Origin of the sequence: Myxococcus sp. CA056, from assembly GCF_013336715.1 — a bacterium.
Taxonomy (GTDB): domain Bacteria; phylum Myxococcota; class Myxococcia; order Myxococcales; family Myxococcaceae; genus Myxococcus; species Myxococcus llanfairpwllgwyngyllgogerychwyrndrobwllllantysiliogogogochensis.
The window spans coordinates 520,684-537,989 of the sequence record NZ_JABUMT010000003.1; the positions used below are offsets into that span (position 1 = coordinate 520,684).

Annotated in this window: 15 protein-coding genes; 10 read left to right on the forward strand and 5 right to left on the reverse strand. The window is 71.0% G+C overall.

Annotated features, from left to right (window positions below):
* The first annotated feature begins 43 nt into the window (after positions 1 to 43).
* From HUA76_RS16575 to HUA76_RS16585, 3 genes are all read left to right on the forward strand, one after another.
* Positions 44 to 925 carry a general secretion pathway protein GspE gene (locus tag HUA76_RS16575; RefSeq protein WP_174453218.1) on the forward strand — a complete coding sequence of 294 codons (882 nt, stop codon included), beginning with the start codon at positions 44 to 46 and terminating at the stop codon, positions 923 to 925.
* A gap of 199 nt (positions 926 to 1,124) precedes the next feature.
* Entirely contained in the window at positions 1,125 to 2,054 is a 930-nt protein-coding gene (locus HUA76_RS16580) for a Circumsporozoite protein (protein WP_174453217.1), read from the forward strand.
* Between the two features lie 63 nt (positions 2,055 to 2,117).
* The gene (locus tag HUA76_RS16585; protein ID WP_174453216.1) at positions 2,118 to 3,290 is read left to right on the forward strand and encodes a tetratricopeptide repeat protein; all 1,173 of its coding nucleotides are present in this window, start codon (positions 2,118 to 2,120) and stop codon (positions 3,288 to 3,290) included.
* Between the two features lie 379 nt (positions 3,291 to 3,669).
* On the opposite strand, the gene HUA76_RS16590 is transcribed toward HUA76_RS16585, so the two are convergent.
* The 4 genes from HUA76_RS16590 to HUA76_RS16605 all read right to left on the reverse strand — a co-directional run bounded on the left by HUA76_RS16590 (position 3,670) and on the right by HUA76_RS16605 (position 7,630).
* Positions 3,670 to 4,488, reverse strand: a complete 819-nt coding sequence (locus HUA76_RS16590) for a DUF459 domain-containing protein (protein WP_174453215.1) — start codon at positions 4,486 to 4,488, stop codon at positions 3,670 to 3,672.
* Between the two features lie 85 nt (positions 4,489 to 4,573).
* Complete coding sequence (locus HUA76_RS16595) at positions 4,574 to 5,329, reverse strand: alpha/beta fold hydrolase (RefSeq protein ID WP_174453214.1); 756 nt, start codon at positions 5,327 to 5,329, stop codon at positions 4,574 to 4,576.
* Position 5,330: 1 nt separating this feature from the next.
* The gene (locus tag HUA76_RS16600) at positions 5,331 to 6,152 is read right to left on the reverse strand and encodes an amino acid ABC transporter ATP-binding protein (RefSeq protein ID WP_174453213.1); all 822 of its coding nucleotides are present in this window, start codon (positions 6,150 to 6,152) and stop codon (positions 5,331 to 5,333) included.
* Positions 6,149 to 7,630: an ABC transporter substrate-binding protein/permease gene (locus HUA76_RS16605; RefSeq protein ID WP_254614261.1), complete on the reverse strand. Its 1,482-nt coding sequence runs from the start codon at positions 7,628 to 7,630 to the stop codon at positions 6,149 to 6,151. Before HUA76_RS16605 ends, HUA76_RS16600 begins: the two co-directional genes overlap by 4 nt.
* A gap of 108 nt (positions 7,631 to 7,738) precedes the next feature.
* Here HUA76_RS16605 and HUA76_RS16610 point away from each other — a divergent pair, with 108 nt between their 5' ends.
* The 3 genes from HUA76_RS16610 to HUA76_RS16620 are packed head-to-tail and all read left to right on the forward strand — an operon-like array spanning position 7,739 to position 11,052.
* Entirely contained in the window at positions 7,739 to 8,431 is a 693-nt protein-coding gene (locus HUA76_RS16610; protein WP_141645062.1) for a response regulator, read from the forward strand.
* Positions 8,428 to 9,786, forward strand: coding sequence for a sensor histidine kinase (locus tag HUA76_RS16615; RefSeq protein WP_174453212.1), 1,359 nt, complete (start codon positions 8,428 to 8,430; stop codon positions 9,784 to 9,786). The genes HUA76_RS16610 and HUA76_RS16615 overlap by 4 nt, the downstream gene beginning before the upstream one ends.
* A gap of 30 nt (positions 9,787 to 9,816) precedes the next feature.
* Positions 9,817 to 11,052, forward strand: a complete 1,236-nt coding sequence (locus tag HUA76_RS16620; RefSeq protein WP_174461429.1) for a cytochrome P450 — start codon at positions 9,817 to 9,819, stop codon at positions 11,050 to 11,052.
* 28 nt (positions 11,053 to 11,080) lie between these two features.
* Here HUA76_RS16620 and HUA76_RS16625 read toward each other — a convergent pair whose 3' ends face one another.
* Positions 11,081 to 11,734 carry a DsbA family protein gene (locus HUA76_RS16625; RefSeq protein ID WP_174453210.1) on the reverse strand — a complete coding sequence of 218 codons (654 nt, stop codon included), beginning with the start codon at positions 11,732 to 11,734 and terminating at the stop codon, positions 11,081 to 11,083.
* Between the two features lie 139 nt (positions 11,735 to 11,873).
* Between HUA76_RS16625 and HUA76_RS16630 the strand changes: the two genes are divergently transcribed.
* From HUA76_RS16630 to HUA76_RS16645, 4 genes are all read left to right on the forward strand, one after another.
* A complete protein-coding gene (locus tag HUA76_RS16630; protein WP_174461430.1) occupies positions 11,874 to 13,070 on the forward strand; it encodes an alanyl-tRNA editing protein in 1,197 nt (398 codons plus the stop codon).
* Between the two features lie 107 nt (positions 13,071 to 13,177).
* Positions 13,178 to 13,771 carry an RNA polymerase sigma factor gene (locus tag HUA76_RS16635; RefSeq protein WP_371745478.1) on the forward strand — a complete coding sequence of 198 codons (594 nt, stop codon included), beginning with the start codon at positions 13,178 to 13,180 and terminating at the stop codon, positions 13,769 to 13,771.
* Positions 13,768 to 16,707: a CHAT domain-containing protein gene (locus HUA76_RS16640; protein WP_174461431.1), complete on the forward strand. Its 2,940-nt coding sequence runs from the start codon at positions 13,768 to 13,770 to the stop codon at positions 16,705 to 16,707. The genes HUA76_RS16635 and HUA76_RS16640 overlap by 4 nt, the downstream gene beginning before the upstream one ends.
* Positions 16,708 to 16,740: 33 nt before the next feature.
* Positions 16,741 to 17,295 carry a hypothetical protein gene (locus HUA76_RS16645; protein WP_174461432.1) on the forward strand — a complete coding sequence of 185 codons (555 nt, stop codon included), beginning with the start codon at positions 16,741 to 16,743 and terminating at the stop codon, positions 17,293 to 17,295.
* The last annotated feature ends 11 nt before the right edge of the window (positions 17,296 to 17,306 follow it).

Below are 17,306 nucleotides of genomic sequence, written 5' to 3' on the forward strand. Positions count from 1 at the left end.
CTCGAGCCTCGCGAAGCGCGCTGCCGCGTGAAGATTGCTGTGTATGGAATCCAGTGCCAGGCGTCCGCTCGGGGAAATCCTCCTGGAGATGGGAGTGCTCAACCGCGCCCAGCTCCGGGTTGGACTGGTCCACCACCATGAGACGCATGTCCCCCTGGGACGCGCCCTGGTGCGTGAGGGCGTGTGCTCGGAAGCGGATGTGCTGCGCGGCCTCGCCGCCCAGCTCGGCGTGGAGGCCGTGGACCTGGACCTGACGCCTCCCGAGCGCGGCATGGCGGACCTCCTCCCCGCTCGCATCGCGCGGCAGCACCGCGCCGTGCCCCTGCGCGTGGAGCTGGTGCCGCTGGAGCAGGGCGAGCGCGAGGTCCTCCACATCGCCCTGCCCGCGCCCGTCTCGTTGGAAGCTGTCGACGCCGTGCGCGCCATCACCGGCAAGCCGCGCGTCGAGGCACACGTGGCCTCCGACACAGCCATCACCCGCGCCCTGTCGGAGCTGTACGGCATCGAGGGGCCCGCGGAGCCCGCCGCCACCCCCGCGCCTGCCCCCGGGGGCCCTCTGTTGCTCTATGGATGGCCCCCCGTCACCGCCGTCCTCATCTCCCGGCAGTTGGCGCGCCACGGACACCAGGCCCGCGTCGCCACGCCCCTGGACGTCCTGCATACCGGCCCCGGCGACGTGGTGCTCGCGCCCATCCAGGCCATGGAGGGACTGCTGGCCGGTGAGGTCCACATCGAAGGCGCCCTCATCGTCCACGGCAGCTCCGACGACGAGGGCTTCGAGCGGGCCCGCAAGCTCGGCGCCCGCGGCTTCCTCGCCAACCCCCGCGACGAGCAGCTCCTGCTGCGCGCCGTGCGGCGGCTGCGCCCCGGTGGCCCCTCGCCCCTGTCCGGCGGCGAGCCGGGCTCCTCCCACCACTCTCATTGAAGAGAAACAGGCGTGGGTATTCCGCGCCCCAGGCCCGGCAGTGAATTCACCTCCCGTGCGAGTCGACTCCACGTCCGGGCGGAGCCTTGGACGGATTCTCAAAAAATGAAGGATGCGAGGAAACTCGTAGTCGGGGTTTCAGAGAATGAAGGCACATGGCGCCACTTCGGGCGTCGCGGAAATCCAGACGGAGCCCTTCATGTCCCCCCCGCGCATTGCCTACCGCCCGCCTCCGCCCCCTCCGCGTCGTGAGCCGCCCCCGCCCGTGCGCGAGGAGCAGGCGCCCCGGAACGGCACCCAGCAGCGCAACTCGCGCGTGGACACGCAGACGCAGGGCAACGTGGAGCAGCCGCGCGGCAACGTGGTCAGCGGCCAGTCCAGCTTCGAGGCGGGTGGCGCGCGGACCGAGGTGACCGGCAAGGGTCCTGGTGGCATCGACACCCGCGCGTACGCGCAGGGGCCGACCTTTACGGCGGATGCCAAGGTGGACGCGGACGTGGGCCTGTCCGGCATCGATGTGAATCTCGCGGTGGACATCGACGCCACGCTGGTGGAAGCGGGCGCCGGGGCCTCCAAGACGGTGGACTTCGAGATCGCCGGTGAGAAGTACTCGGTGGAGCTGGACCTGGAGGCCATGGGCAAGATTGGCGCCGAGGGCCACATCAACCTGGACCTGCACGTGGGCACGGACGGCAACCTGTCCATCAACGCCTCCGCGTCGGGCTTCGCGGGTGCCCAGGCGAGCCTCACCGGCTCCATCGAGCTGAAGCACGAGGGCGACACCCTGGCCTCCGGCAGCATCACCGCCAGCGCCAGCGCGGGTGTCAGCGGCGACGCGCACGCCAACGTCGGGCTGAACAACGGCAACCTGGAGTTCGACGTGGGCGTCGAGGCCACCGCGGGCCTGGGCCTGGGTGTGGACATCGAGGGCTCGGTCAACGCGGGCAACGTGCTGAAGGCCGTGGGTGAGACGGCGGCCGCCGCGGGTGGCGAGGTCCTGGAGAACGTGGCCGAGGGTGCCATCAACGCGGGTGGCGCGGTGGTCGACGCGGCCGGCGACGTCTTCTCCGGCGCGGTGAACAAGGGCAAGGACATCATCGAGGGCGTTGGCGACTTCCTCGGCCTGTAATGCGAATCCGGAGCATTCCGGCGATGCCTGGCCCCCCGGGGCTGGGCTAGAGTCGGCGAACCCATGGCCGTCTCCAAGCTGGCTACCTCCGCGGCGCGACTGATGAAGCAGGGCCTCCTCAAAGAGGCGGCCCGTGAGTTCCAGCTCGCACTCGACCAGGACCCCCAGGACGCGAGCGCGCTGCTCGGCCTCGCGCGTCTGCGCCTCGCGCAGCACGACGAGGACGCGGCGCGCGGCCTCCTGGACCAACTGGTCTCACTCCACCCCACGCATCCCGAAGCGCTGAGCCACCTGGCGCGGATGAACGCCGAGAAGGGGGATGCGAGCGCGCTGGAGCTGCTCGCGGCCCTCGCCGCGCAGCCCACGGCGGGATTCTTCGAGGTGCTCAACCACGGCCGGGGGCTGCTCGCGCACCAGAAGTACGCGCAGGCCGTCAGCCCGCTGGAGCATGCGCTGGCGATGCAGCCGGGCAATGCCCAGACGCTCACGTACCTGGGCAAGGCGCACCAGGGGACGGGCAACCTGGACGCGGCGCTCAAGGCGTACCAGGAGGCGGCCGAGGCGACTCGCACCGAGCACCTCCCCTTCCTGCTGGCCTCGCGTGTCCAGGTGCTCCAGGGCCAGATTGGTCCGGCGCTGGTGACGCTGCGGCAGGCCATCCTGCGCAAGCCCACGGAGCCGTCGCTGTTCCGCGAGTTCGCGTCGCTGTGCCTCTTCGCGGGGGCGCCCGACGCGGCGATGCGCGCGGCCATCGAGCTGCGGCTGAAGCTGCCGGAGAGCGCGGACGCCATCTACCTGCATGGCCTGTCCGCCTTCGTGGCGGGCAAGAACGAGGATGCCGACCGCATCCTGCGCGAGGCGCTGGAGAAGGCCCCGGGCAATGCGCAGGTGCGCGTGGCGCTCGCCAAGGTCCGGCGCAGGCTGGGCGACGACGCGGAGGCGAAGAAGCTGCTGGAGGAGACGCTGACGTTCGCTCCTGGCGACGTGGGCGCGGCCAACGACCTCTCCGTGCTGCACCTGTCCAAGCCCGGAGGCGCCAACGCCGCCCGGAAGGTGCTCTCCGAGGCGCTGAAGGCGAACCCGGACGACCCGGGCCTGCACCTCAACCTGGCGCTCGCGCTGGCGGACAGCGACGCGGCGACGGCGGTCACCCACGCGCGGCGCGCCCAGGCCAGCGAGGACAAGAACATCCGCGAGCAGGCGGATCGGCTCGTCACCGCGCTCGCGCCCCACTGAAGCAGCTCGCCCTGGGCGCCGCGAGTATTCGCGGCCCCTCGGCTCGCACCTCCGCGAGGGGTGGACCGGCGCAGCACCGCGCTCGGTCCTCGCGGCAACACCCTTGCGGGGAGGTGGACCCGCAGCGCTCGGTCCTCGCGGGTGCGCAGCAACGCAGCGGTGTTGCCGCGCGCGGGCGTCACAGTGGTCGCGCAGCGCTCGGGCCTCGCGGGGTGTGCGACAACGCCACAACGTCCTTTCAGGAAGGTGAACCCGCGTAGGGCTCGGTCTTCGCGGGTGCGCAGCAACGCCGCAACGCCCTTGCAGGAAGCTGGACCAGCGCGGCACCGCGCTCGGTCCTCACGGGAGCGGCAACAGGCGGGTGTTAGCGCGTCGCCAGCTAGCCCCGAAGCAGCCCCAGCGCGCCGAGCACCTCGGGGTACACCTTGCTGGCGAAGTACCGTCCGCCCGCGATGGTGAAGTGCACGCCGTCGCTCATGCGCAGCTTCATCGGCTTGCGGAAGCCCTCGACGCGCGCCTGGAGCAGCGCCTTGCCGTGCGCATCGGTGAAGTACCCGCGCGTGTCGACGTAGCGCGCATCCGGGCGGGAGCTGATGACCTCGCGCTGGAGTCCCCTGATGAGGCTCAGCTTCTGCTCGAAGCGCTTCAGCCCCGTCGCGGGCAGCTCCAGCCAGACAATCTTCCGCCCCGGCGCGGCGATGACGCTCGCGAACGAGTCGATGCGCCGACGGTACGCGTCCTCCCACCCGGGCTTGCCCCAGTGGACCGGCTTGCCACCACTCCGCTCCAGCAGCGACTGCCCATCATTGCCACCGAGGATGACCACCACCACGTCGGGCTGGTGGCGCTTCACTTCCTCCTCGCCCACCTCCATCCAGTCGAAGAAGTCCGGACGCGCCAGCCCCGTGGACGACCGGGCGCGGCGCGACGCGCGAATCTCCGGATGCGCCTCCAGCCTGGCCAGCAGGTAGTCCCCGAAGCCGGTGGCGATGAGGCTGTCGCCCAACAGCAACACGGAGCGTGGCCGCTCGGCGACGGGAGGCACCGGAGCCGCCGCGTCGGGAGCCGACGGCAATACGGGGGCCGCGCGCACGGCGTCGGACACGGAGCCGGCATCCTGTGCGGATGGAGCGGCCCACGCGAACCCGGTGGAGAAGACGACGAAGACGACGAAACCACGCGTGAAACGGTTCTGCATTCGGGGACGCACGGTAGCGGCAGGCCGCCGTCCCGTACATCCCCCTTTCACTCCGTCCACCCCTGGACAGGAGCATCTCCCCGCGTCAGGCCGCCGACACACTCCGCGCGAACGACAGTCCGGCCAGCCACGGCCTGAGCAGCTCCGCGCACGCCTCCGGGTGGGTGAAGTACGGCACGTGTCCCGCCCCGCGCAGCAGGTGCCGGGGCGTCCCGGGAGGCAGCGACTCCCCCAGCTTCGTCAGCGTGGAGGGCGGCACCAGCATGTCCCGGTCGCCCTGGATGCAGACACAGGAGACGTCCAGCCGCCGCAGCTCGGGAGGAGGCGCTTCGCCGTGAATGGCGAGCGCGCGATGCCACGTGCTGCGGCGCTCCAGCGCGGTGGTGGGCACCACCTCCGGGACTCGGGCGAAGGGGACGGGCCGCCACGCCGCCAGCCCCGCGGCGACCACACCGGGCCGACCCCACAGGGCGATGGGCCCCATCATCCCGATGAGCAGGCCGCGAGGGCCGAGGTGCGCCGTGCGCGTGAAAGACCCCAGGAACGCCACGCCCCGCACCACGCCGGCCGCCGCGAGGTGCGCGGCCACCATGCCTCCGAACGAGCTGGCCACCACCGCGTCCATCGGCCCCGCGGCCCGCAGGACCTGCCGCGCCAGGGCTCCCGCGCCCAGGGCCGCATGCTCACCCTCCGGGTACTCGACGAGCACGGGACGGGCAACCGAGGACAACACTCCGGCGAGCGCACGGAAGCCCGAGCCACGGGCTCCCAATCCAGGCAGCAGGAGCACCCTCGGCCCCTCGCCCCGCCCTACCTCCGTGAGCTGTACCTCCGCGCGCATGTCACTCCCTCGCCGTCGCCGCGGGGAACACGGCGGCGGCGCCGGTTCTGCCCGGCTCGGGCTCCACGGCCGGCTCCTGACGCACGGTACGCTCCAGGCCGAGGAAGGCCCGGGTGCGCTCATGTCGGGGCCGCTCCAACACCTGCGCCGGAGGACCTTCCTCCAGGATGCGCCCGCCATGCAGCACCAGCATCCGAGAGGCCAGCTCCCGGGCGAAGCGCATCTCGTGTGTCACCGCCACCAGGGTGAGTCCGTCCTCGCGGAGTCGTGACAGCAGCTCCACCAGTTCGCCCACCCGCTCGGGGTCCAACGCGCTGGTGGGCTCGTCCAGCAACAAGGCCTCCGGCTCCATCGCCAGTGCCCGGGCGATGGCCACCCGCTGCTGCTCGCCACCGGACAGCTCCGACGGATAGGCCCCCTCTCGGTGCGACAGGCCCACCTTCTCCAGCAGCGCGCGCCCCAGCTCGGTGGCCGCCTTCGCGTCCAGGCCCCTCACGTACCGGGGGGCCTCGATGACGTTGCCCAGCGCGGTGCGGTGCGCGAACAGGTGCCACTGCTGGAAGACGAAGCCCACGCGGCGCCGGATGTTGGACACCTGGGCGCCCCGCGCACGTTGCGCTCCAGGCGTCAACACGTCGTCACCCACCCGGATGGAGCCCGCGTCGAACGGCTCGAGTCCATTCAGGCACCGCAAGAGCGTGCTCTTGCCGCTGCCCGAGGGGCCCACCAACGCCACCACCTCACCGGGGGCGAAGCAGGCGCTGATTCCGTCCAGTACCGTGCGCCCGTCATAGCGCTTGCACAGGTCCTTCACTTCAATCATCCGCGTTCCAACCTCGCTTCCAACCGCCTCGCCAGGAGCGACAGAGGGTAGCTCATCGCCAGGTAGAGCGCCGCGCACAGCGCACCGGGCAACAACCAGCTGCGAACATCCACCGCGGTAATCGTCATCCGCTTGGTGAGCTCGACAACGGAGATGACGGACACCAGGGAGCTGTCCTTGAGCAGCGCGATGAAGTCGTTGGTGGCGCTCGGCAGCGCGACGCGGAACGCCTGGGGGAAGATGACCCGGCGCAGCGCCAGCGGCGTGGACATGCCCAGCGCGAGCGCCGCCTCCAACTGCCCGCGAGGCACCGCCAGCACCCCCGCCCGGTACACCTCCGCCTCGTAGGCCGCGTAGTTCAGCCCCAGCCCCAGCACCGCGGCGCTGAGCGCATCCAGTCGCAACACGCCCGCGAGGCCGTAGTAGAGGACATAGAGTTGCAACAACACCGGCGTGCCGCGAAACAGCTCCACGTACAGCGACGCCAGCCGCCCCAGCCAGCGCGGGCCATACAGCCGCGCCAGCGCCAGCCCCATGCCCAGCGGCACCGCGAGCGCCATCGCCCCCACGGAGACCACCAGCGTCACCAGCGAAGCCTGGAGGAACATCACCCACTGCGCCCAGCCCAGCCTGGGCGCCTGCGTCTGCGCGAGCACCTCGCGCGTCTGCGCATCCGACCACTCCACCATCCGCTGCTGCGCCGCGCTGTCGATGTTCCACCGCGCGAAGATTCGCCGGAGCTCTCCCGAGCGGGAGATGTGCCCCAACGCCACGTCCAGCGCCGCGCGCAGGTCCTCATCCCCCGGCCGCACGGCGATGGCGTAGTAGCCCTCGCCCACGTCTCCCACCACGCGCAGCCCCGCCCGGGGCTGTCCGTAGCGCTGGGCGATGAGGTCATCCATCAGCACCGCGTCCACCCGCCCCTGCTCCAGGTCGATGTACGGCTCCTCCACGCCTTCGTACGGCACCGCCTGGATGCCTTCGCGCTGGAGCAGATCCCACGCCTGGGAGTTGGCCAACGTCCCCACCCGCCGACCTCGCAGGGACGCAAGGCCCGTGACGGTGTCGTCATCGCGCCGGGCCAGCAGTCGCAACTGGAAGATGAAGTACGGACGCGTGAAGAGGATGCGTCCACTGCGCGCGGGCGTGATTTCAATCCCGTTCAGCGCCACGTCGAACGAGCCGCGCTCCAGTGAGGGAATCAGGCTGGACCAGTCGTTCTGGATGAAGCGGGCGCGCACGCCCAGCTCCCTCGCGAGCGCGTCCGCCAGCTCCACCTCGAAGCCACGCATGCGCCCGGGCACCTCCGGGTCCTCCATCGCGTACGGCTCCCCACCCTGCGCGTCCGCGCCCCACCGCAGCTCGCCTGCCCGTCGCACCCGCTCCAGTCCCACCTCCTGCCTCTGGACGCAGGACGTCATCAGCACCGAGAGCACGAACAAGGCACCGGCACCGCGCCGCACTGCACTCACATTCATTCCGGGGACTCCCACTCTGTAGCAGGTGCAGGTGTGACCCAGTATTCAGGTCCTGACACTTTCTCCGGGACCCCGTACTAGAGTGCCGCGCCAGAGGAGCAAGGCGTCATGGAAGCATACAAGGTGCTGGTGGTGGACGACGAGCCGCAGGTGGCACACGCCTTGAGGCGGCTGCTGCGGCGCGAGGGTTTCGACGTCCAGCTCGCGTTCAACGGAGAGGAGGCCCTGGAGCGGCTCAAGGGCTTCAGTCCGGACATCGTCCTGACGGACTTCCGGATGCCGGGGATGACGGGCAGCGAGCTGCTGCAACGAATCAAGCGCAGCCATCCGCTCGCGCTGCGGCTCATCATCTCGGGCTACGCCGACTTCAAGTCGGTGGTGGCCTCGGTGAACGAAGGCGAAATCTGTCGGTTCATCAGCAAGCCCTGGGACGACGCGGAGCTGGTGACGTACCTGTCAGGCCTTCTGCGCCATCGCGAGACGCTCGCCCAGCTCTACGCTCCGTTCCGCTCAGCGCACCAGGGGGTCAGCGCCGAGGTGAGCCCGACGGACGCGGCGCTCGTGCTGAAGGTGCAGGTGGCGGACCCTTCGTTCCCGGCGGAGCAGGCCGTGTCCATCATCGAGCGCTTCGCGGGCCTGCTGGCGGATGACAGCCTGAAGGTCGTCGGGGGCCTGCTGGAGCGCTTCGGCGGACGGCTGTCCTTCGTCGCGGAGGTGGGCGGTCCCCAGCGCCTGCGGCTGGAGCTGCCGATGCGGGCGGAGCCGACGCCCGTCGTCCGACGGGGGCTCGGAGAGGCATGACCCCGACTCCGTCCGCGGAGCCCATCGACAACGAAATCGACGCGGACTGGGTGAACAGCCGGCTCAAGCGGTTCACCCTCCTGGCGTGCCTCCTCATCCATGGCCTGCTCGTCTCCAGCCTCTGGGGACAGTGGGGCACCATCCTCATGGTGACGGCGGGCTTCGCGGCGGTGACGACGGCCAACCAGGTCCTCGCACGCAACTTCTTCTCGCGCCACACCCGCGTCGTGGAGGCCGGGCGCTTCACGATGAACATGCTGGCCACCGTCTTCTACGGCATGGCGAGCGACTGGGCCCTGCCCGTGTGGCTGTACCTGCCGCTCAACGCGCTGTGGGTGGACTACTTCGCGGACTCGGGCGCGCGACTCCGGCTGGGGTTGCTGCTGGTGCTGGTGGCGGGAGCTGCGCTCTGGGACGGGTGCCCGCCGCTGCTCCCCGCCTGCTTCGTGCTGCTGTCCGTGCTCACGTACCTCATCTCCGAGGGCCGGGTCTTCCTCACGCACCATGCCCTGCGGGGACTGGCGCACCAGCACGAGAAGCTGGCCCAGGCGCACGCGCAGTTGGAGGTGGCCCACCGCCGCGCGCGCGAGCAGGAGCGGCTGTCCAGCCTGGGCATGCTGGCGGCGGGCGTGGCGCACGAAATCAACAACCCCATGAGCTACGTGAAGAGCAACGTGAACGCGCTGATCATGGACCTGCGCGCCCTGCAGCCACTGCCCCCGGAGCTGCGGGAGTACGTGGACGACGTGCTGCCCGCCACCGCGGACGGCATCCGCCGCGTCGTCGCCATCGTCTCGGACCTGCGGCGCTTCGCGCGCGGGGACCCGGGGGCGCTGGAGGAGTACGACCTCAACGAGGAGATCGCCGTCGCGCTGCGCATCACCCGCACCCAGGTGCAGTCGCGCTGCGAGGTGGAGGTGACGCTGGCGGACCTGCCGCGCTTGCTGGGGCGCCCCGGACAGCTCGCGCAGGTGGTGGTGAACCTGCTCATGAACGCGGCGCAGGCCATGCCCGACGGTGGCCGCATCCAACTGTCCACGCGCATGGAGGCGGACGAGGCAGTGCTGTGCGTGCGCGACTCGGGCATCGGCATGACGCCCGAGGTGCAGGCCAGGCTCTTCCAGCCCTTCTTCACCACCAAGCCCGCGGGCGAGGGCACGGGCATGGGGCTCGCCGTGGTGCACGGCATCATCACCTCGCACCAGGGCCGCATCCACGTGGAGAGCGCTCCCCGGAATGGCACCTGCTTCACCGTCCGCCTGCCTCGAGTTCCTCCTCTGGGTCTGCGTCTGCCCGACCTCTCCGATGGGCCCCTGACGCCCCCCTCGACGAAGCCCCGTCCGGACGCGGCCTGAAGCGCCCCGCCGGAGAATCGAGTCCGCCGCATGTCCCCGTCCTCGCCGCCCACGTTCGTCAGCCGCTTCGAGCCCCACCACGTGGAGGACCCGTACCCGCTCTATGCCCGGCTGCGCCAGGAGGCGCCCGTCCACTTCAGCGAGGAGATGCACCTGTGGGTGGTCTCCCGGCATGAGGACGTGAAGGCGGTGGTGCTCAACCCGGAGGACTTCCTCTCCGCCAACGCCTTCAAGAACCCCGTGCCGCCCGCGCCCGAGGTGCTCGCAGCGCTCGCGGAGGGCTATCCCCAGGTTCCGGCGCTGGTGGACGACGACCCGCCCAACCACACGCGCATGCGCGTCATCGTCACCAAGGCCCTGGCCCCGCACCGCCTGAGCGCGATGGAGCCCCGGATTCACGCCATCGCCACGGAGCTCCTGGATGGCTTTGCTCGCGACGGCCGCGCGGACCTGGTGGAGAAGCTCGGCTATCCGCTCCCCGCGCGCGTCATCGGCGCCATCCTCGGCCTGCCGGACTCGGATTTGGAGCGGCTGAAGCGGTGGACGGAGGACCTGTCGCTCCTGTCCGCGGGCAACGCGCCCGTGGCCCGACAGGTGGAGTGCGCGCGCGGGCTCGTCTCCATCCAGAAGTACCTGGCGGGCCACATCGCAGAGCGGCGACTCGCACCGAGGGACGACCTCATCAGCGCCCTCATCGAGGCGCGCCACGAGGACACCCCGCCCCTGAGCGACGTGGAGCTCATCAGCCTGCTGGCCATGCTGCACTTCGCCGGCCACGAGACGACGGCGAACCTGCTGGGCAACCTGCTCGCGTGGGTGCTGAAGGAGCCGGAGCGGCTGCGCGAGCTGAGTGAGGAACCCGCCCGCATCCCCCGCGCGATTGAAGAGACGCTGCGGCTGGACGCCCCTGTGCAAGCAATGATGCGCACCACGCGGCGCGCGGTGAAGGTGGGCGACGTGGAGGTGCCCCAGGGCGCGCGAGTGCTCGTCCTCTACGCCTCCGCCAACCGCGACGGCGCCGCGTTCCACGCGCCCGAGCGGGGCGACCCCTTGCGCTCGGACCTGGGCAAGCACCTGGGCTTCGGCCTGGGCATCCACTACTGCATCGGCGCGCCCCTGGCCCGCATGGAGGTGCGCGTGGCCATGGAGCAATTGCTGAAGCGGTTGCCCGGCCTGCGACTGGCACCGGGCAACGCCATCACCTACGTGCCCAACTTCCTGCACCGGGGCCCCCGACAATTGCGCGTCGAGTGGGACCCAGCCTGACGACGCGGCGCGAAGTGACGCGCCAGACTCAGCGCTTCAACGCGGCGTCGATGTGGCCGGCGAAGACGTCCAGCGGCTGGGCGCCCATCACCCCGGTGCCGTTGATGAAGAAGGTGGGCGTGCCGGCGATGCCCCGGCGCTGCGCCTCCACGAAGTCCGCCTCCACGTAGTTGTTCCACGCCTTCGTGTCGAGCGCCTTGCGGAAGCGCTCCAGGTCCAGCCCCAGCGCCTTCGCGTACTTCTCCAGCGAGGCCCGGTCCAACGAGCGCTGGTTCTCGAAGAGCACGTCGTGCATCTCCCAGAACTTCCCCTGCTCGTGCGCCGCCATGGACGCGGCGGCCGCCACCTTCGCGTCCGCATGGGTCGGCAGGGGCATGTGCCGGAAGACGATGCGAATCTTGTCGCCGTACCGCTCGCGCAGGCCCGCGATGACGGACGCGCCCCGCGCACAGAAGGGGCACTCGAAGTCGGACCACACCTCCACCGTCACCGACGCGCTCCTCGGCCCCAGCGACGGAGCGTCCGCGCGCGGCGTGGCGGCGATGAGGGTGTTGTCGACAGAGCCCGGCTTCGACTTGGGGCACTTGCCGTCACACGACGGGGAAGGCTCGTGGGCGAAGGCGGGAGTGAACGAAGACAACAGGACGGCGGCCGCCATGATGGCGGAGACCCGGGACTTCATGGGAGGACCTCGCTTGGGTGTGGATGGGGACGCCGGGCCTCCTGCTCGGGGACCGGGCGTCGCGGGGCTCGTCGCCCTCGCGAACCAGAGTGACAGCAGCGCCGCGCGAGTTTCAGCGGCGTGTTATTTCCCGCGCACCATGTCCACCGAGCGCCTCTATTTCGACGACCCGTTCCTCCACCACTTCACCGCGCGCGTCGTCGCCCACGGCACGTGGAATGGCGCGACCTCCGTGGTGCTGGACCGCACGGCCTTCTATCCGGAGGCGGGTGGACAGATGGCCGACCACGGCGTGCTCGGAGGTCTGGCCGTGCGCGACGTGCAGGTGGATGACGACGGCACGGTGCATCACCTGCTGGACGTCTCGGGGACAAGCCCGCTGCCCGCACCCGGCATGGAGCTGGCGGGCGTGGTGGAGGCGGAGCGCCGGCGCGCGCACATGTCGCTGCACACCGGCCAGCACATGCTGTCGCGCGCGCTGCTGGATATCGCGGGCGCGGCCACCGTGTCCTCGCGACTGGGCGCCACGTGCACCATCGACACGGACCAGGACACCCTGGACGAGCAGCGGGTCGCCGAGGCCGAGGCGCACGTCAACGCCATCATCGACGCCGACCTCCCCATCCGCGCCTTCTTCCCCACGCCCGAGGAGCTCGCCGCGCTGCCCCTGCGCCGCGCCCCCAAGGTGACGGACAACATCCGCGTCATCCAGGTGGGCGACTTCGACGTGTCCCCCTGCGGAGGCACCCACTGCACTCGCACCGGACAGGTGGGCATGGTGCGGGTGCTGGGCGTGGAGCGCTACAAGGTCAAGGGCCGCGTCCTCTTCTCCGCGGGCCCGCGCGCGCGGCGCGAGCTGTGGGACGAGGCGGGCACGCTGCGCGCCATGGGGCGGGCCTTCACCTGCGGCCCCTCGGAAGTGCCCACCGTGGTGGAGAAGCTGCGCCGGGAGCTGACCGAGGCCCGCGAGGCCCTGGGCGCCGCCCGCGCGCGCCTGGCCGAGCACACCGCCGTGGAGCTCGCCGCCCGGTTGGACGCCTCCGCCGACAAACACGTCGTCGCCGTACTGGATGGCGCCGGCCCCGAGCAGCTGCGCGCCGTGGCCACCCGCCTCACCTCCCGACCCGACGCGGTGGTGTTCCTCGCGGGCCGCGCACCCGACGGCCTCTGCGTGCTCATCTCCCGGGGGGCCACCTCCACCTTCGGCTGCGGCGCCTTCCTGAAACGGGCCGCCGAGGCCGCTGGGGGACGGGGCGGCGGACGGCCCGAACACGCCGAAGGCCGCCTCCCTCCCGGGACGGACTGGCCCGCAATCGTCGCCTCCCTGCGAGGTTGACCCAGGGGGGGCATACCCGCACCCACCCGCAACGCGCCGCGTCACGAGTTCCCGACCGAAGGGATTTTCCCCGCCACGTTCAAACGAGCGGAGGGGGCGCTCCACCGGTGGAACGACATGAGAAGATGGGTGTAGGGGTTCGCGCCACGATGGACGACGGGCAGCACCGCCAGTTCGATGCTTTTGCACGCTCGCGACGGCCGGGACTGCTGCGTCTTGCGCGACGACTGTGCTCCGGGGGTGGAATCGACCCGGAGGACCTGGTGCAGGAAACACTCGAGCGCGCCTACCGGAACTTCGACCGGTTGGTGGCGGAGAACCCGGGCGCGGTGAGCGTGTGGCTGAGCACCACGCTGAGCAACCGCTTCCTGGACCACTGCCGGCGCAGACGCACGGAGGTGTTGGGGGCACCGTCGTTGCGCGTGGTGCAGGACCAGGAGGTGACCGGGGAGCCGGTGCCGCTGGAGCAATGGGAGCAGGTCACTCGGGATGACTTCCAGCGCGCCATCGAGCAGCTCCGGCCACCGCAATTGAGGGAGGCGTACCGGCTGCACGTGGCCGGACTTCGATATCGGGCCATCGCGCGGCAGTTGGATGCGCCCGAAGGAACAGTGGGGCGGTGGCTCAGCGAGGCGCGGCAGGCTCTGCGAGGGCTGCTGGCCCCCGGCGCCGCCTCGAGTGAGGGCAGGGCCAGACCATGAATGAGCTGTGCGACACACTGGAGACCTTCATCGACGGCGAGCTGGCGCCGGTGGACGCGGAGAACTTCCGCCACCACCTGACCCGCTGCCACGCGTGTGAGGCGCGGATGAAGGAGCTGCTCGCCCTGGAGCTCATCGCGGACGACGCACTGCACGCCTCCGGTGACACGCTCCCCTTCGTGCGTCCCCCGTCCCTGCTGAAGCGGCGAAGGACCTGGATGATGGTGGTGCCGCTGGCGCTGGCCGCGGGCCTGGCGGCGTGGGTGCTCGTGACGCGGCCGGCTTCGTCGACGGACTCTTCCGAACTGTGGCTGGGGCAGACGCCCGGGCGCACCTTGGAGGCCCGGTTGACCCATCCGGGCGCGGACCGGCACCGCCCCTACGAGGTGATGCGCAGTGGCGGCGACAAGCCCCGCGCGCTGTCGCTGCGAGAGCTGGCGAAGCTGGAGGAGGCCGGAGACGAGCGAGGCATCGCCTCCGCGTACCTGCTGCGCGGAGACCCGGCCCAGGCTGGCGCCTTCCTGGACAAGCTGGACGCATCGCCGGACCTGGACTCGGACCGCGCCGCGCTGGCGCTTCAGCGAGGCGCCCCCGAGGAAGCCCTGGCGCTGGCGGACCGCGCGCTGAAGCAGCGGCCCGAACATGTGCAGGCCCTGTGGAACCGGGGACTCGCGCTCAAGGCCCTGGGCCTGTCGCTGCAAGCCGCGGAGGCCTTCGACCGGGTGGCGGCGATGAAGGAGCCCGGCTGGAGCGATGAGGCCGCGCAACGCGCCACGGAGCTGCGGCGTCAGGAAGAAGAACAGCGCAAGGGCTGGAAGGGCGCCAAGCAGCGCTGCGATGACATGGTGCTCGGAGGTGGTGTGCTTTCGCCGGCGGAGGTGGCGCGCCACCCGGGCCTGTCCCGCCTGTGCTTCTACGATGCCCTGCGCACCGCCACCCTCGCCGAGCGCGTGGAGTCCCTGCGTCCACTCGCCGTCCAGTTGGACCGCGTCGACGGAGGCACGCATCTGGAAGACGCCCTGCGCCGCGCCGCGCGGGTGGACTTCGAGGCGCGCGCGCCCCTGGCGAAGGAATACGTCCGCCTCACTCGAGGCGAGCTGGCACCGGCGGCGAGGGACACGCTGATTGCGAAGCTGCGCGAGGCGCAGCAGGAGGACATCCTGCTGGGCGCGCTGCTCTTCGTGTCGGACCCGCGTCAGCACGAGGAGGAGTACCGCGCGCTCGCGCTGGCCACGAAGGACCCCTGGTTCGCCCTGCTGGCCGAGGAGCGTCAGGCGAAGGCGGACCTCCAGCGAGGACAAGCGCCGCGGGCCCTGACGCGATTGACCGTGGCCCTGCGAACCTGCGACTCCGAGCAACGCTTCAGCTATCGCTGCCTGGAGCTCCTGCGGAATCTCTCCCTGGTGGAGCGGCAGCTCCACCGCCCCGTGGAGGCGCGGACGCACGGACTCGCGGCGCTCGCGCGCGCGCGCGGTGGCCGGGAGTGGTCCAAGGAGTTCCGACTCATCCAGGAGCTGGGACAGGTGGCCATCTTCCATGGGGACCTGTCGTTGGCCCGCGCGTACATGGAGGAAGCCATCCTGCGCACGCCGGAGCGGTGCGAGGACCATGAGCTGCCCTACGCGAACCTCGCGCTCGCGTACTACCGCACCTTCGACTTCGCGGGCGCCCGGGAGCAGTTGGACCGCGCGGCGAAGTGCGGCCGTCCTCCGTCCCTGGCGCGGGCCTTCGTCATCGCGGACCTGGCGCATACCCACGCCCGAAGCGACATGGACGCGGACCTCCTCACGCGCGGACTGGCGGCGATTCGCACGACGCCCGCGTCGCTGGAGGCCGCGGGGGATGGCCCCATGCTGCGCCACATCGAAGGGCGCTTCTTCGTCGAGCAGGACCGGCGCCGGGGACAGGCCCTGCTGCGTCAGGCCATCACCGAGGCGGCGCCGCTGCTCGCCTCGGATGTGACCGCGCGCAAGGCGCGAGTCTACAGCTACACGTCGCTCATCCTGGACGCGGCCCACCACGGAGAGCTGGAGAAGGCGCTCGCCCTCTTCGCCGAGGAGCGCTCGCTGGCGCTGCCCGAGCGCTGCGCGCTGGGTGTCACGGTGGATGACGAGCGCACGGCCCTGGTGGCCCGGGATGCATCCGGACGGCTCCTCGGTCACTACGACGCGGATCGCCGCCAGCGCCTGGAAGGCGTCGAGGGCCTGGTGCCCGCGAAGCTCGTGGACGCGCTGCGGGACTGTCCCAGCGTGGACGTGCTGGCGCGCCCGCCCGTCCTGGGCAAGCCCGGGTTGCTGCCGCCGGACCTCGCCTGGACGTACCGCGTGGCCCCGCCGCCCCCGGCGTCCTCGCCACATGCCCAGCGCCGGCTCGTCGTGGCCGACGTGAATGCGCCCGCGGAGCTGCGCCTGCCATCGCTGCGCGCCTGGAGTCCTCCGGCTGCGGAGGACAGCTCGCTGTCGACCCTGAAGGGGGCCTCGGCCACGCCGACCCAGGTGCTCCTGGCGATGCACGAGGCCACCGAGGTGCAGATTCACGCCCACGGCGTCGTCGACCCGCATGTCGCCGACGGTTCCCTGCTCGTGCTCTCTCCCGAGGAGCAGGGCGGGCGCTATGCGCTGACGGCCGCCGACGTCCAGGGGCAGCGGCTCCTGGGGCGGCCCGTGGTGCTGCTCGCGGCCTGCCATGCCGCGCACAGCACGACCTACTTCCACGAAACGTTTGGGTTGCCCGTGGCGTTCGTGGAGGCCGGCGCGCGAGCGGTGCTCGCCGCCACCCAGGAGATTCCCGACACCGAGGCGTCCGCCTTCTTCGAGCCGGTGCTGGAGCGCATTCGCGCGGGAATCCCCGCAGCCCTCGTCCTGCGTGATGCACGCCAGGACTGGCTTCGCAGTCGGGGGAGTGCCTGGGTCCGCCAGGTGCTCCTCTTCGAATAGTCGTCTCCTTTCGACCCCGAGCTCCAAGTCATCATGAAGAAAAGCCTCCTGTTGGTCCCCCTGCTGCTGAGCGTCGCGGCGTGCCGCCACGTCGAAACGGTTCCTTCGACCCAGCAGATTCAGCGCAGCGCGCCCGAAGGGGCGCTCGTCCGCGTCATCCTGCGGGACAGGACGAATCCCGACCGCGCCACCCTCTTCACCGTCGACGTGAGCCGCAACGAAATCGTCAGCCAGACGAACCACGTGCCCGCCTCGTCCCGAAGCGCGCTGGACGCGCCCGCGTCCGAGGAAGGCGCCCCCACGTCGTCGATGCAGCAGGCCCCTCCCCCCGCGCCGAAGAATGTCGGCACCGTCGAGGTGCTCACCGACTGCAAGCCCAAGGACGAGAAGGAGGGCTGTCTGAACCTGGCGGACCTGAACGACGGTGACCCGGGTGGCGTGTCGGGCGGCGGCGGCGACCCCACGGGCCACCAGAGCCTCAAGGAGAAGGTGCTGCGACTGGCCGGCCTGGCCTTCTGGTCCACGCGGCATGTCGGCATTCCCACCGTGACGACAGTGCCGCGCGTGGACGGGCCCGCCCAGCGGTAGTCCCGAGCGAG

Bases quoted from the DNA above. Each gene is read 5' to 3' on its own strand.
- HUA76_RS16575 (WP_174453218.1), top strand. From the start codon at position 44: ATGGAATCCAGTGCCAGGCGTCCGCTCGGGGAAATCCTCCTGGAGATG.
- HUA76_RS16580 (WP_174453217.1), top strand. From the start codon at position 1,125: ATGTCCCCCCCGCGCATTGCCTACCGCCCGCCTCCGCCCCCTCCGCGT.
- HUA76_RS16585 (WP_174453216.1), top strand. From the start codon at position 2,118: ATGGCCGTCTCCAAGCTGGCTACCTCCGCGGCGCGACTGATGAAGCAG.
- HUA76_RS16590 (WP_174453215.1), bottom strand. From the start codon at position 4,488: ATGCAGAACCGTTTCACGCGTGGTTTCGTCGTCTTCGTCGTCTTCTCC.
- HUA76_RS16595 (WP_174453214.1), bottom strand. From the start codon at position 5,329: ATGCGCGCGGAGGTACAGCTCACGGAGGTAGGGCGGGGCGAGGGGCCG.
- HUA76_RS16600 (WP_174453213.1), bottom strand. From the start codon at position 6,152: ATGATTGAAGTGAAGGACCTGTGCAAGCGCTATGACGGGCGCACGGTA.
- HUA76_RS16605 (WP_254614261.1), bottom strand. From the start codon at position 7,630: ATGAATGTGAGTGCAGTGCGGCGCGGTGCCGGTGCCTTGTTCGTGCTC.
- HUA76_RS16610 (WP_141645062.1), top strand. From the start codon at position 7,739: ATGGAAGCATACAAGGTGCTGGTGGTGGACGACGAGCCGCAGGTGGCA.
- HUA76_RS16615 (WP_174453212.1), top strand. From the start codon at position 8,428: ATGACCCCGACTCCGTCCGCGGAGCCCATCGACAACGAAATCGACGCG.
- HUA76_RS16620 (WP_174461429.1), top strand. From the start codon at position 9,817: ATGTCCCCGTCCTCGCCGCCCACGTTCGTCAGCCGCTTCGAGCCCCAC.
- HUA76_RS16625 (WP_174453210.1), bottom strand. From the start codon at position 11,734: ATGAAGTCCCGGGTCTCCGCCATCATGGCGGCCGCCGTCCTGTTGTCT.
- HUA76_RS16630 (WP_174461430.1), top strand. From the start codon at position 11,874: ATGTCCACCGAGCGCCTCTATTTCGACGACCCGTTCCTCCACCACTTC.
- HUA76_RS16640 (WP_174461431.1), top strand. From the start codon at position 13,768: ATGAATGAGCTGTGCGACACACTGGAGACCTTCATCGACGGCGAGCTG.
- HUA76_RS16645 (WP_174461432.1), top strand. From the start codon at position 16,741: ATGAAGAAAAGCCTCCTGTTGGTCCCCCTGCTGCTGAGCGTCGCGGCG.